Source organism: Pseudomonas sp. JV414 (assembly GCF_032424305.1).
In the GTDB taxonomy this organism is placed as follows: Bacteria; Pseudomonadota; Gammaproteobacteria; order Pseudomonadales; family Pseudomonadaceae; genus Aquipseudomonas; species Aquipseudomonas lini.
Window position 1 is genome coordinate 255,229 of record NZ_VYKC01000003.1, and the last position, 12,893, is coordinate 268,121.

General features: G+C 60.6%; 13 protein-coding genes. 7 read left to right on the top strand and 6 right to left on the bottom strand.

Features of this window, described 5'->3' with window-relative positions; all coding sequences use genetic code 11:
• The first annotated feature begins 1 nt into the window (after window position 1).
• From tusC to F6R97_RS05965, 5 genes are all read left to right on the top strand, one after another.
• Complete coding sequence (gene tusC, locus F6R97_RS05945; protein WP_038982573.1) at window positions 2-364, top strand: sulfurtransferase complex subunit TusC; 363 nt, start codon at window positions 2-4, stop codon at window positions 362-364.
• Window positions 364-657: a sulfurtransferase complex subunit TusB gene (gene tusB, locus F6R97_RS05950; protein WP_048396942.1), complete on the top strand. Its 294-nt coding sequence runs from the start codon at window positions 364-366 to the stop codon at window positions 655-657. The genes tusC and tusB overlap by 1 nt, the downstream gene beginning before the upstream one ends.
• Window positions 654-989, top strand: a complete 336-nt coding sequence (locus F6R97_RS05955; protein ID WP_038982571.1) for a TusE/DsrC/DsvC family sulfur relay protein — start codon at window positions 654-656, stop codon at window positions 987-989. Before tusB ends, F6R97_RS05955 begins: the two co-directional genes overlap by 4 nt.
• Window positions 986-1,987 (top strand): glycosyl transferase family protein, encoded by a 1,002-nt coding sequence (locus F6R97_RS05960; protein ID WP_038982570.1) that lies wholly within the window; start codon window positions 986-988, stop codon window positions 1,985-1,987. The genes F6R97_RS05955 and F6R97_RS05960 overlap by 4 nt, the downstream gene beginning before the upstream one ends.
• Window positions 1,988-2,077: 90 nt before the next feature.
• Window positions 2,078-3,085, top strand: coding sequence for a glutathione S-transferase family protein (locus tag F6R97_RS05965; protein WP_315866237.1), 1,008 nt, complete (start codon window positions 2,078-2,080; stop codon window positions 3,083-3,085).
• A gap of 113 nt (window positions 3,086-3,198) precedes the next feature.
• On the opposite strand, the gene cysG is transcribed toward F6R97_RS05965, so the two are convergent.
• The 6 genes from cysG to F6R97_RS06000 form a co-directional block, all read right to left on the bottom strand.
• A complete protein-coding gene (gene cysG / locus F6R97_RS05970; protein WP_038982568.1) occupies window positions 3,199-4,593 on the bottom strand; it encodes a siroheme synthase CysG in 1,395 nt (464 codons plus the stop codon).
• Window positions 4,594-5,874: a serine--tRNA ligase gene (gene serS, locus F6R97_RS05975; RefSeq protein ID WP_038982567.1), complete on the bottom strand. Its 1,281-nt coding sequence runs from the start codon at window positions 5,872-5,874 to the stop codon at window positions 4,594-4,596.
• A gap of 15 nt (window positions 5,875-5,889) precedes the next feature.
• Window positions 5,890-6,264 (bottom strand): fluoride efflux transporter CrcB, encoded by a 375-nt coding sequence (gene crcB / locus F6R97_RS05980; protein WP_038982566.1) that lies wholly within the window; start codon window positions 6,262-6,264, stop codon window positions 5,890-5,892.
• Window positions 6,264-7,586 carry a replication-associated recombination protein A gene (locus F6R97_RS05985; RefSeq protein WP_038982565.1) on the bottom strand — a complete coding sequence of 441 codons (1,323 nt, stop codon included), beginning with the start codon at window positions 7,584-7,586 and terminating at the stop codon, window positions 6,264-6,266. The genes crcB and F6R97_RS05985 overlap by 1 nt, the downstream gene beginning before the upstream one ends.
• 157 nt (window positions 7,587-7,743) lie before the next feature.
• Window positions 7,744-8,367 carry an outer membrane lipoprotein chaperone LolA gene (gene lolA / locus F6R97_RS05995; protein ID WP_007904916.1) on the bottom strand — a complete coding sequence of 208 codons (624 nt, stop codon included), beginning with the start codon at window positions 8,365-8,367 and terminating at the stop codon, window positions 7,744-7,746.
• A 67-nt stretch (window positions 8,368-8,434) separates the two neighbouring features.
• Entirely contained in the window at window positions 8,435-10,843 is a 2,409-nt protein-coding gene (locus F6R97_RS06000; protein WP_038982564.1) for a DNA translocase FtsK, read from the bottom strand.
• A gap of 307 nt (window positions 10,844-11,150) precedes the next feature.
• Here F6R97_RS06000 and trxB point away from each other — a divergent pair, with 307 nt between their 5' ends.
• Together trxB and aat are read left to right on the top strand one after the other, a co-directional pair.
• Window positions 11,151-12,110, top strand: coding sequence for a thioredoxin-disulfide reductase (trxB, locus tag F6R97_RS06005; RefSeq protein ID WP_123358351.1), 960 nt, complete (start codon window positions 11,151-11,153; stop codon window positions 12,108-12,110).
• A 68-nt stretch (window positions 12,111-12,178) separates the two neighbouring features.
• Entirely contained in the window at window positions 12,179-12,859 is a 681-nt protein-coding gene (gene aat / locus F6R97_RS06010; RefSeq protein WP_315866238.1) for a leucyl/phenylalanyl-tRNA--protein transferase, read from the top strand.
• Window positions 12,860-12,893 lie beyond the last annotated feature (34 nt).

The following is a 12,893-nucleotide window of genomic DNA, read 5'->3' on the forward strand; positions in this document are numbered from 1 at the left end:
GATGGCTAAATCTTTGCTGATTATCAGCCGTCAGGCACCGTGGTCCGGGCCTAATGCGCGAGAAGCGCTGGACATCGTGCTGGCCGGCGGTGCCTTCGATCTGCCGATCGGCCTGCTGTTCCTCGATGACGGCGTGTTCCAGCTCGCCGCGAAGCAGGACGCCAAGGCGTTGCAACAGAAAGACCTGAGCGCCAACCTGCAAGCCTTGCCGATGTTTGGTGTCGAAGACCTGTTCGTGTGCGCTGAAAGCGCCGCGGCCCGTGGTCTGGACCCAAAAGGTCTGTCGCTTGAAGAAGCCCAGGTGTTGGCCGCCCAGGAAATCACCGCCCTTATTGACCGTTACGACCAGGTGATCACCCTCTGATGTCGACTTTGCATGTGTTGTCTCATTCCCCTTTCGGCGACGACCGCCTGAGCAGTTGCCTGCGCGTGATCGGCCCTGACGATGCGCTGCTGCTGAGTGGTGACGCGGCTTATGCCTTGCAGCCAGGCACCGCACCGTTCAGCGCGCTGCACGCCCGCCAGCCGAAACTGTTCGTACTGGCCGAAGATGCTCAAGCACGGGCTCTGGAAGTCCCGGATTGGGCCAAGGCCATCGATTACCCGGCCTTCGTCGAGCTGTCGATTCACTACGACAAGGTCAACAGTTGGCTATGAAATCCCTGACGGTCGGCGCCCGCGCCATTGAACTGGACAAGGACGGTTTCCTGGTCGAACTGAGTGACTGGTCTGCCGAAGTGGCCGCCGCCCTCGCCGCTGCCGAAGACATCGAGTTGAGCCCGGAACACTGGGAGGTCCTCGAACTGCTGCGCAGTTTCTACGACGAATTCCAGCTGTCCCCGGCGACCCGCCCGCTGATCAAGTACACCGCATTGAAACTCGGCCCCGACAAGGGCAACAGCCTGCACCTGAACCGACTGTTCAAAGGCACCCCTGCCAAACTCGCCGCGAAACTGGCGGGCCTGCCCAAACCGACGAATTGCTTATGACCGACTATCCAGCATTGACCCTCGAAACGCCCGCCGAGCACCCGTTCGCCCAGTTCGTGCGGATCCTTGGTAAAGGCAAACGCGGCGCCCGCGACCTGACCCGAGAGGAAGCCCGCGAGGCCATGGGCATGGTGTTCGACGACAAGGTCGAGGACACCCAGCTCGGCGCGTTCCTGATGCTGTTGCGGCATAAGGAAGAAAGCGCCGAGGAAATGGCCGGGTTCACCGAAGCCTTGCGTGAACGCCTGAATCCACCGGCGCTGACGGTCGATCTGGACTGGCCGACGTATGCCGGCAAGAAGCGTCACCTGCCGTGGTACCTGCTGGCGGCCAAGTGCCTGGCACAGAACGGCGTGCGCATCTTCATGCATGGCGGCGGCGCGCACACGGCCGGTCGGCTGTACAGCGAACAACTGCTCGAGACGCTGAACATTCCACTGTGCCGCAACTGGCAGCAGGTCGGCGCGGCGCTTGATCAGGGCGGTCTGGCGTTCATGCCATTGGTGGACTGGGCTCCGCAACTTCAGCGAATGATCGACCTGCGCAACACCTTGGGCCTGCGCTCGCCGATCCATTCCCTGGCGCGAATTCTTAATCCGTTGGCCGCTCGCTGCGGTCTGCAAAGCATTTTCCACCCCGGCTATCAGGCCGTGCATCGCGATGCCAGCGGTTTGCTGGGCGATACCGCTATCGTCATCAAGGGCGATGGCGGCGAAATCGAGATCAATCCCGATGCTGACAGTCACCTGTATGGCACCACTGGCGGCGAAAGCTGGGATGAAGAATGGCCACAGCTGTCGACCCAGCGCCACGTCAAACCGGCCACGCTCGATCCAGAGCATTTGAAAGCGGTGTGGCGTGGCGACGTGGTCGACAGCTACCCGCAAATGGCGTTGATCTCGACCATGGCCCTGGCGTTGCGCGGCCTCGGCCGAACCCGCGAGCAAGCGTTCGAAACCGCCCAGCAGTATTGGGATGCAAGGGACCGATCGATTTAACCGATCATAAACGCCCAACCTTTGCGCTTTTTGTTCGAACCTATGCGCATAGACTCCTCTCCAACGCTTATCGGTTGAGGAGTTTTGAACATGGGTTTGTTAGTCGAAGGACGCTGGCAGGATCAATGGTACGAAAGCAGCAAGGACGGCACGTTCCAGCGTGAACAGGCACAACGTCGCAACTGGCTGACCGCCGACGGCAAGCCAGGCCCGACCGGTGTCGGTGGTTTTGCCGCCGAGGCTGGTCGCTATCACCTCTACGTATCCCTCGCCTGCCCGTGGGCTCATCGCACGCTGATCCTGCGTAAGCTCAAAGGCTTGGAAAACCTGGTCGATGTGTCGGTGGTCAGCTTTTTAATGCTGGAGAACGGCTGGACCTTTGATAAACATCTTGGATCAACCGGCGACAAGCTTGGCGATCTGAGATTTTTGCACCAGCGCTACACCACCGATACCGCCGACTACACCGGTCGCGTCACTGTGCCGGTGCTCTGGGACAAACAGACAAATCGCATCGTCAACAATGAATCGGCGGAGATCATCCGCATGTTCAACAGTGCGTTCGATGACTTGACCGGCAATGACCTGGATTTCTACCCGGCGCCATTGCGGGCCGAGATCGACGCCCTGAACGAGCGGATTTATCCGGCAGTGAATAACGGCGTCTATCGCGCCGGGTTTGCTACGTCGCAGCAGGCTTATGAAGAAGCGTTCGATGAGTTGTTTGGTGAGCTGGATCGACTGGAGCAATTGCTGGGCGCGAACCGGTACCTGACGGGTGAATACCTGACGGAAGCGGATATTCGGCTGTTCACTACGATGATTCGCTTCGATGCGGTGTACTTCGGGCACTTCAAGTGCAACCTGCGACGGATTGCCGATTATCCGAATCTGTCGAACTGGCTACGGGAGATTTATCAGTGGCCGGGGATAGCCGAGACGGTGGATTTTGAGCACATCAAGAACCACTACTACGGCAGCCACAAGACCATCAATCCGACCGGGATCGTGCCTAAAGGGCCGGCGCAGGACTTCACTGCGGCTCATGATCGGGCGCGGTTGATTGGGAAAGGGGTTTGGCGCAATAACAACGCCTGATTTGAGCCTTGTATCGATTTTGAGGGACCCTTCGCGGGCAAGCCTCGCTCCTACAGAGTTACGCGATCACCTGTAGGAGCGAGGCTTGCCCGCGAATGGGGGCGATGCGGTCCTCAGACCTGCGCCTGAGCCCCTTCAAACCACGCCAATTTCTCGCGTAATTGCACCACTTCCCCGACGATCACCAGCGTCGGCGCATGCACTTCATGCTCCGCCACCAGCCGTGGAAGGTCGGCCAGGGTGCCGGTAAACACCCGCTGATTGACCGTGGTGCCCTGCTGGATCAACGCCGCAGGGGTATCGGCCGCGCGACCGTGCTTGATCAACTGCTCGCAGATGATCGGCAGGCCCACCAACCCCATGTAAAACACCAGGGTCTGCGCCGGCGCGACCAGGTCGGCCCACGGCAAATCGGTGGAGCCGTCCTTGAGGTGCCCGGTGACGAACCGCACCGACTGCGCGTAATCGCGGTGAGTCAGCGGAATCCCGGCATACGCCGCGCAACCGCTGGCGGCGGTAATGCCCGGCACCACCTGGAACGGAATGCCATGAGCCGCCAGTTCTTCGATCTCTTCACCGCCGCGCCCGAAGATAAACGGATCGCCGCCCTTCAAGCGCACCACGCGCTTGCCGGCCTTGGCCAGATCCACCAGATGCTGGTTGATCTGCTCTTGAGGCACGGCGTGATCAGAGCGGCGCTTGCCAACGTAGACCCGCTCGGCATCGCGACGGCACAAATCCAGAATCGCCGGCGCCACCAGACGGTCATACAGCACCACGTCGGCTTGCTGCATCAGACGCAAGGCGCGGAAGGTCAACAGGTCGGGGTCACCCGGCCCGGCGCCCACCAGATAAACTTCGCCGGTAGCGACAGGTGCTTCGCCATTGATTTTCGCCAGCATCAAGCGCTCGGCCTCGGCGCCCTGCCCGGCCAATTGCCGGTCGGCAATCGGGCCCTGGAACACATCTTCCCAGAACGCCCGACGCTGCTGCACATCCGGAAACAGTCCTTTGACCTGATGGCGGAAACGCGCCGCCAGGCCGGCCAGTTGACCGTAGGTGGAGGGAATCCAGGTTTCCAGTTTGGCGCGGATCAACCGCGCCAGCACCGGTGCATCGCCGCCGCTGGACACCGCGACGATCAACGGAGAACGGTCGACGATCGCCGGAAAAATCACGCTGCACAGGGCCGGCGCGTCCACCACGTTGACCGGCACGCAACGCCGATGGGCATCGGCGGAGACTTGCGCGTTCAACGGTTCGTCGTCGGTGGCGGCGATGATCAGCCCGCAACCGTCCAAGTCCGTTTCGGCGTAGCCACGCAACAGGCACTCGCCACCGCTGCCGACCACTAGCTCGCGCAGTTGCGGTTCGATTTCAGGCGCGACCACCCGCAGCAGCGCACCGGCTTCGGCCAGCAGGCGGGATTTGCGCAAGGCAATCTCCCCTCCGCCGACGACCAATACACGACTGCCGCGAAGGTTATGAAACAGCGGCAGATAGTCCATTTAGCCGATGACCTCAAGGCCACCCATGTACGGCTTGAGCACCTCAGGCACACGGATCGAACCGTCGGCCTGCTGGTAGTTCTCAAGTACCGCCACCAGGGTACGACCGACCGCCAGGCCGGAACCGTTCAGGGTGTGAACCAGTTCAGGCTTGCCGGTTTCCGGGTTGCGGAAACGCGCTTGCATGCGACGGGCCTGGAAATCGCCGCAGTTGGAGCACGACGAAATCTCGCGGTATTTGTCCTGGCTCGGAATCCACACTTCCAGGTCGTAGGTCTTGACCGCGCTGAAACCCATGTCGCCCGTGCACAGCGCCAGGGTGCGGTATGGCAGCTCCAGCAGTTGCAGGACTTTCTCGGCGTTGGCAGTCAGGCCTTCCAGCGCGTCCATCGAAGTCGATGGCTCAACGATCTGGACCATCTCGACCTTGTCGAACTGGTGCTGACGGATCATGCCGCGAGTGTCGCGACCCGATGCACCGGCCTCGCTGCGGAAGCACGGCGTGTGCGCCACGAACTTGATCGGTAGCAGTTTCGAATCGACGATCTCGCCAGCGACGATGTTGGTCAGCGACACTTCAGCGGTCGGAATCAGGTACAGATCGGCTTCGCCTTCGCGGCTGATCTTGAACAGGTCTTCTTCGAACTTCGGCAGCTGACCGGTGCCCTGCAATGCAGGCGCCTGCACCAGGTACGGGGTGTAAGCCTCTTCGTAACCGTGTTCGTTGATGTGCAGATTGATCATGAACTGTGCCAGCGCACGGTGCAGACGGGCGATCGGGCCGCGCAGCAGGGCGAAACGGGCGCCGGACAGCTTGGCGGCGGTTTCGAAGTCCAGCCAGCCGAACTTCTCGCCCAGGGCCACGTGGTCCTGAACCGGGAAATCGAAGGCCTTAGGCGTGCCCCAGCGGCGCACTTCAACGTTGCCTTCTTCGTCATCGCCGACCGGCACCGATTCGTGCGGCAGGTTCGGGATGCCCAGCAGGATCGAATCCAGCTCGGTCTGGATTGCGTCCAGCTCGACTTTACCGGCGCTCAACTCACCCGCCATGCGCTCGACGTCCGCCATCAACGGCGCGATGTCTTCGCCGCGCTGCTTGGCCTGACCGATGGACTTGGAGCGCGCGTTACGTTCAGCCTGCAGTGCCTCGGTACGGGTCTGGACGGTCTTGCGCTGTTCTTCCAGCGCTTCGATGCGCGCAACATCCAGCGTGTAGCCACGGGATGCCAGGCGGTCCGCTACGTCCTGAAGGTTGCTACGTAACAGTTTGGAATCGAGCATGTCGGTTTCTCGTTATCAAAGTTTGGTCAAGGACAGGCCAGCCCAGGTGGCGAGCAGCCCGCCGAATACGCTGATGGCCGCATAGCCCAGGGCCAGCGGCACTTGCCCGGTTTCCAGCAGGCGCACCGTATCCAGTGAAAAGGATGAAAAAGTCGTCAGCCCCCCGAGGAAGCCGACCATCAACCCGGCGCGCACCTCTATCGGTACTTCCGGGCGTAGCAAAAACAGACCGTATAGAACGCCGATCAGCAAACAGCCCACGATATTAACGGCCAGCGTCGCGGTATAGAAGTGCCGCGGCCAATTCGCGTTGATCCAGTTACCCGTGGCGAAGCGCAATAGCGTACCGGCGACACCGCCGACAGAAACGGCAACGATCAATGGAATCACTATTTTCTCCGCTGTCGGGGGCTTAGGCGATCAAGCTGCGCGAGGTGGTTAAGCTTTTCGCCGATTTTCAGCTCCAGGCCGCGGGGCACGGGTTGATAGAACCGTTGTGGTTCGAGCTCGTCCGGGAAGTAGTCTTCGCCAGCGGCGTAGGCATCCGGTTCATCGTGGGCATAACGGTATTCGTCACCATAGCCCAATTGCTTCATCAACTTGGTCGGCGCGTTGCGCAGGTGCAGCGGCACTTCGAGCGAACCGTGTTCCGTGGCGCTGCGCATCGCGGCTTTGAAGCCCATGTACACCGCGTTGCTTTTCGGCGCGCAGGCCAAATACGTAATGGCCTGGGCCACCGCCAATTCCCCTTCGGGGCTGCCGAGGCGCTCCTGCACCTCCCACGCCGCCAGGCACAGGCTGAGAGCGCGAGGGTCGGCATTACCGATGTCTTCGCTGGCCATGCGCACCACGCGTCGGGCCAGGTACAGCGGGTCGCAACCGCCGTCGATCATCCGCGCAAACCAATACAACGCGCCATCGGGATTGGAGCCACGCACCGACTTATGCAGCGCGGAGATCTGGTCGTAGAAGGCTTCGCCGCCCTTGTCGAAGCGCCGACGGGTATCGCCGAGCAGACTTTGCAGCAGGTCGACGCCGATTTCGCTGTTGTCTTCGGCCAGGTCCGAGGCGTTTTCCAGCAGATTTAGCAGACGCCGGCCATCGCCATCGGCGGCGGACAACAGCATCTGGAAACCTTCATCGCTGAGAGTCAGTTGCCGCTTGCCCAGCCCACGCTCTTCGGTCAATGCGCGATGCACCAGCTTGCGCAGGGCCGCTTCGTCGAGGCTTTTGAGCACATAGACACGCGCCCGGGACAGGAGCGCGTTATTGAGTTCGAACGAGGGGTTTTCGGTGGTCGCGCCGATGAAAATCAGCGTGCCGTCTTCAACGTACGGCAGGAACGCATCCTGCTGGGACTTGTTGAAGCGGTGCACTTCATCGACAAACAGGATGGTGCGTTTACCGTACTGCCCGGCCTGTTGCTTGGCGACTTCCACCGCCTGGCGGATTTCCTTTACGCCGGCCAGTACCGCCGAAACCGTTTCGAAGTGCGCATCAGAGACTTCCGCGAGCAGCCGCGCCAACGTGGTTTTACCCACCCCCGGCGGGCCCCAGAAAATCATCGAATGCAGAGCACCCTGCTCCAGCGCTTCGCGCAAAGGCTTGCCGCGAGCGAGCAGGTGTTCCTGACCGACGTACTCGTCCAGATTGGCCGCACGCAAACGGGCGGCCAAGGGCTGAGCAATCGGGGCGCTGCGAAACAGGTCCATCACTACTTGCGAAACCTCACTGCCTATCAGTCAATAATCTGAACACCGCTGATCCCTGTGGGAGCGGGCTTGCTCGCGAATGCGGTGTGTCAGACAACATTGATGGTGACTGACACTCCCTCTTCGCGAGCAAGCCCGCTCCCACAGGTTATGCGTCTTACTCTTGAATCACGTCCGCCCCTTTAGGGATGTCGAACTTGAACTTGGACGCAGGAATCGGCTCGTTGGCCTTCACGCCAGTAAACAGAATATTGGTGCGCTGACCGACGCTATCAATCAGCTGCATGTCATTAACCAGACCGTTGCGGAACGACAGGCGCAGGCTGTCGAACAGGGTGTCTTTGGTTTTCGGCTTCAGAGTGAAGTCGATCACGCCGCCGGCTTCCTTGGCGCTGATGTCGAAGCTCTGGCTGATCTTGGACACGTCACCGGACAACAACAGGGCCGGAGTCTGGGTCAGGCGCTGGTCGAGGGTCTTGATAGTGACCTGCTCCAGGTCCGGGTCCCACAGGGAAACCTTCTTGCCATCGGACACCATCAGCTGCTCTTGCGGCGCATCGGTGTGCCAGTAGAACAGGCCCGGGCGCTGCAAAGACATTTGACCGGCGGTTTCCTGCAACTGGGTGCCGCTGCCATCGAGAGTCAGCTGGGAGAAACGCGCGGTCAGGGTCTGGGATTTTTCCAGCAGTTGAGTCAGACGCGCCACGTCCTTGTCATCGGCGTGGGCCGAGAGCGTGGTCAAAGCCAGTACCGGCAGCAACAGCATGCGGATAAGACGCATGGGAGTCCTCATAAACATTCGTGGGAGTGCGGGCGGCATCTCAGACACCGCCCCTTTCAAAACCGGATCAGTCGCGCACCGGGCCAGGGGCCAGGACTTCACGCGAGCCGTTGGTGTTCATGGACGTCACGACCCCGGCCATTTCCATGGCTTCGATCATGCGCGCCGCGCGGTTGTAGCCGATTTTCAGCTTGCGCTGAACCGCGGAGATGGACGCGCGACGGCTTTCCAGTACGAACTGCACCGCTTCGTCGTAGAGCGCATCGGTTTCGGCATCATCGTCGCCACCGCCACCGCCGCCGTTTTCAAAGCCGCTACCGGCCTCTTCGACACCGGCGAGGATGTCATCGTTGTATTCAGGCGCGCCGCGCAGTTTCCAGGCTTCAACCACCCGGTGAACCTCATCATCGGACACGAACGCGCCGTGAACACGAATCGGCAGGCTGGTGCCCGGCGGCATGTACAACATATCACCGTGGCCCAGCAGTTGTTCGGCGCCGCCCTGGTCGATGATGGTTCGCGAATCGATCTTGCTCGATACCTGGAACGCCATACGGGTCGGAATGTTCGCCTTGATCAGACCAGTGATCACGTCCACCGACGGCCGCTGGGTCGCGAGGATCAAGTGGATACCGGCCGCACGGGCCTTCTGGGCGATACGGGCGATCAGCTCTTCAACCTTCTTGCCGACGATCATCATCATGTCGGCGAATTCGTCGACGACCACGACAATGGTCGGCAGTTTTTGCAGCAGCGGCGCTTCGTCGTGGATGCTTTCGCGCTTGTACAGCGGATCGCTCAACGGCTCGCCGGCGTCCTGGGCTTCCTTGACCTTGGCGTTGAAGCCCGACAGGTTACGCACGCCCATCTTCGCCATCAGTTTGTAGCGCCGTTCCATCTCGGCGACGCTCCAGCGCAAGGCGTTGGCGGCGTCCTTCATGTCAGTGACCACCGGGCACAGCAGGTGCGGAATGCCTTCGTAGATCGACAGCTCGAGCATTTTCGGGTCGATCATGATCAGTTTGGCGTCTTCAGGACCAGACTTGAACAGAATCGACAGGATCATCGCGTTCACACCCACCGACTTACCGGAACCGGTCGTACCGGCCACCAGCAAGTGCGGCATTTTCGCCAGGTCGGTGATGACCGGTTTGCCGCCGATATCATGACCCAGGGCCAGGGTGACCGGGGACTTGAAGTTATCGTACTCGGGGGTCGACAAGACCTCGGAGAACCGCACGATCTGCCGGTCTTCGTTAGGGATCTCGATACCGACCGTGGTCTTGCCCGGAATCACTTCGACGACACGCACACTGGTCACGGCCAGGGAACGGGCCAGGTCTTTCGCCAGGTTGGAAATGCGGCTGACTTTGACGCCGGCTGCTGGCTGGATTTCGTAACGGGTAATGACCGGGCCCGGATGAATCGAATCCACCGAGACTTCGACGCCGAATTCCTTGAGCTTGATTTCCAGCAAGTGGCCGACGGCCGCCAGGGATTCAGGCGAATAATTGAGTTGTTTCTTTTCCGCGGGGTCGAGAATCGAGATCGGCGGCAAGGTGCCTTCCACGGCGCTGTCGACGAACAACGGCGCCTGTTTCTCTTTTTCCACGCGCTTGCTCGGCGCTGCGGGTTTGGGCGGAGCCGGGGCAATCACCGGCGGTACCTGTTTCTCGCGCTCGAACATGTGCTTGCTCAGGGCCTGCTCGCGCTCGATCAGGCGCTCCTTGACCTTGGCCTGCTCGCGTTTGTCGGTGACAGTCGGCGCGACCACGTCATGCACGCGATCGTCGACCTCACGCAGTTGGGCGACCAGTTGCTTGCGTTCCATACGGGCCGCCCACCAGCGATTGGCCGCACCCTGAAACAGTTCGAACAGATCTAGGGTGATCTTGCCGGTGACGTCCATCACCTTGAACCACGACAGATCGGTGAATACTGTCAGGCCGAACAGGAACAGCGCGATGAACAACAACGTGCTGCCCTGGATGTTCAGCGCGTTCCGGGCCAGATCGCCGAGGCTTTCGCCCAAAGCGCCACCTGCGCCGGCCGGCAGACCGGTCGCCGCATGGAAATGGATGTGGGCCAGCGCTGCACCCGACAGCACCAGAAACACCAGGCCGATCAGGCGCCAGGAGAACAGCCAGCCGCTCCACTGCCACGGCTCGTGCCGCTGGCGGAAGATCTGATACGCCTTGATCGCCAGCAGCAGCGGAAAAATATAGGCGAAGTAACCCAGGACCATGAACAGGATGTCGGCGCTGTACGAGCCGGCCGGCCCGCCGAAGTTCTGCACATCGTCGATCTTGCTGTTATGGCTCCAGCCCGGATCGTCTTTGCCGTAGGTCAACAAAGCCATCATCAGGAACAGGCACAAGGCGCCGATGGCGATCAATGCACCTTCCTTGAGCCGGTAGTGCAATTGCTGGCGCCAGAGCGGGACGACTGTTTTAGGTGCTGCGGTGGATTTCTTCAAAACGCTTCTTTTCCTGCGCCCATGGCGCGTCCATCTGTTGAATGACTATAAAAACTGCCCAATCCAGGCAGGTAAAAAAGTTAACAGGCGCAACTGGGACTACTTTTAACACTGCGCCCCGGTTTTTCGAAATACGGCACGCACCGCTTTTTTGATACAAACACTGTTACAAGCGAGCATTGTACGGGTTTGTTCACCCGATGCCATGCTTGAGACCCTTGGGTGCAAGCATAGCCAACAGCACAGTACGCGCAGTCCAATTTGAGCATGCATTCTCTTTTGTGACAAAGGCTTATGAGGTGTTTTTATGACTGAAGCGAAGCATTCCCGCCTGATCATTCTGGGTTCCGGCCCTGCCGGTTACAGCGCAGCCGTTTATGCCGCTCGCGCCAACCTCAAACCCGTTGTCATCACCGGCATACAGGCAGGTGGCCAGCTGACCACCACCGTCGAAGTCGACAACTGGCCCGGCGACGTCGAAGGCCTGACCGGCCCGGTACTGATGGAACGCATGCAAAAACACGCCGAACGCTTCGACACAGAGATCGTTTACGACCACATCCACACGGCCAAGTTGCAACAGCGCCCGTTCGAGCTCATCGGCGACAGTGGCACCTACACCTGTGATGCGCTGATTATCGCCACCGGCGCTTCGGCCCAATACCTGGGGCTGCCATCGGAAGAAGCCTTTGCCGGCAAAGGGGTTTCGGCCTGCGCCACGTGCGATGGCTTCTTCTACCGCAACCAGGTGGTCGCGGTGGTCGGCGGAGGTAACACGGCCGTTGAAGAAGCGCTGTACCTGTCGAACATCGCCAAGGAAGTTCATCTGATTCACCGTCGCGACAAACTGCGCTCGGAGAAGATCCTCCAGGACAAACTCTTCGAAAAAGCCGCCAACGGCAATATCCGCCTGCACTGGAACCAGAATCTGGACGAAGTGCTGGGCGATGCCAGCGGTGTGACCGGTGCCCGCCTGCGGCACAGTCATACGGGCGAAACCAATGAATTGCCGCTGGCCGGTGTATTCATCGCCATCGGCCATAAGCCCAACACCGACCTGTTCCAGGGCCAGCTGAAAATGCGTGACGGCTACCTGCTGATCAAGGGCGGTAGTGAAGGTGACGCCACTGCCACCGACATCGAAGGCGTGTTCGCTGCCGGCGATGTGGCCGATCATATTTACCGCCAGGCGGTGACGTCCGCCGGGGCCGGCTGCATGGCCGCGCTGGATGCCGAGAAGTATCTCGATGACATCCCCACTGTTTGACGGTTAACCTGCTTCAAGGCGGGCTCAACGGCCCGCTACCGCCCTCCCCTTCTGCAAGCCCGGATGCCATGCTGACTTGGTTACAACGCAACACCCTGACCTTCCCGCCGCTGGAAAAAGCCATGCGCGACCCCAACGGGCTGCTGGCCGCGGGCGGCGATTTGTCCGCCGATCGCCTGATTCAAGCCTATCGTCATGGCTGCTTTCCGTGGTTCTCGGAAGGCCAGCCGATTCTCTGGTGGTCGCCAGATCCGCGCACGGTACTGTTTCCCGACGAACTGCATGTCTCCCGCAGCTTGAACAAACTGTTGCGTCAACAGCGCTACCAAGTGACCTTCGATCGGGATTTTGCCGCGGTCATCAGCGCCTGCGCCGCACCGCGCGAGTACGCTGACGGCACCTGGATCACCCAAGCGATGCAGGACGCCTACGTCGAACTGCACAGGCGTGGTTACGCCCATTCGGTGGAGGTCTGGGACAATGGCGTGCTGGTCGGCGGGCTCTACGGCCTGGCTATGGGGCAGTTGTTTTTTGGCGAATCGATGTTCAGCCGCGCCGACAACGCCTCCAAATATGGTTTCGCCACCCTGGTGCGACACCTGAAAGACTCAGGTTTTGTGCTGATCGACTGCCAGATGCCTACCGATCATCTGCACAGTTTGGGTGCCCGCGCGATTCCACGCCGCGAATTTGCCGGCTACCTTGCGCGGCACCTGGATCAACCGGGCTGCTCCAACTGGGTTTGCTGAGCGACTTTTGCGCGCGTGGCTTACACTTAATGCG

What these genes read in the sequence shown, in the direction of transcription:
- F6R97_RS05985 (WP_038982565.1), bottom strand. Translation starts at nt 7,586, where the DNA reads ATGGACCTGTTTCGCAGCGCCCCGATTGCTCAGCCCTTGGCCGCCCGT.
- lolA (WP_007904916.1), bottom strand. Translation starts at nt 8,367, where the DNA reads ATGCGTCTTATCCGCATGCTGTTGCTGCCGGTACTGGCTTTGACCACG.
- aat (WP_315866238.1), top strand. Translation starts at nt 12,179, where the DNA reads ATGCTGACTTGGTTACAACGCAACACCCTGACCTTCCCGCCGCTGGAA.
- F6R97_RS05965 (WP_315866237.1), top strand. Translation starts at nt 2,078, where the DNA reads ATGGGTTTGTTAGTCGAAGGACGCTGGCAGGATCAATGGTACGAAAGC.
- tusC (WP_038982573.1), top strand. Translation starts at nt 2, where the DNA reads ATGGCTAAATCTTTGCTGATTATCAGCCGTCAGGCACCGTGGTCCGGG.
- F6R97_RS05955 (WP_038982571.1), top strand. Translation starts at nt 654, where the DNA reads ATGAAATCCCTGACGGTCGGCGCCCGCGCCATTGAACTGGACAAGGAC.
- serS (WP_038982567.1), bottom strand. Translation starts at nt 5,874, where the DNA reads ATGCTCGATTCCAAACTGTTACGTAGCAACCTTCAGGACGTAGCGGAC.
- F6R97_RS05960 (WP_038982570.1), top strand. Translation starts at nt 986, where the DNA reads ATGACCGACTATCCAGCATTGACCCTCGAAACGCCCGCCGAGCACCCG.
- cysG (WP_038982568.1), bottom strand. Translation starts at nt 4,593, where the DNA reads ATGGACTATCTGCCGCTGTTTCATAACCTTCGCGGCAGTCGTGTATTG.
- tusB (WP_048396942.1), top strand. Translation starts at nt 364, where the DNA reads ATGTCGACTTTGCATGTGTTGTCTCATTCCCCTTTCGGCGACGACCGC.
- trxB (WP_123358351.1), top strand. Translation starts at nt 11,151, where the DNA reads ATGACTGAAGCGAAGCATTCCCGCCTGATCATTCTGGGTTCCGGCCCT.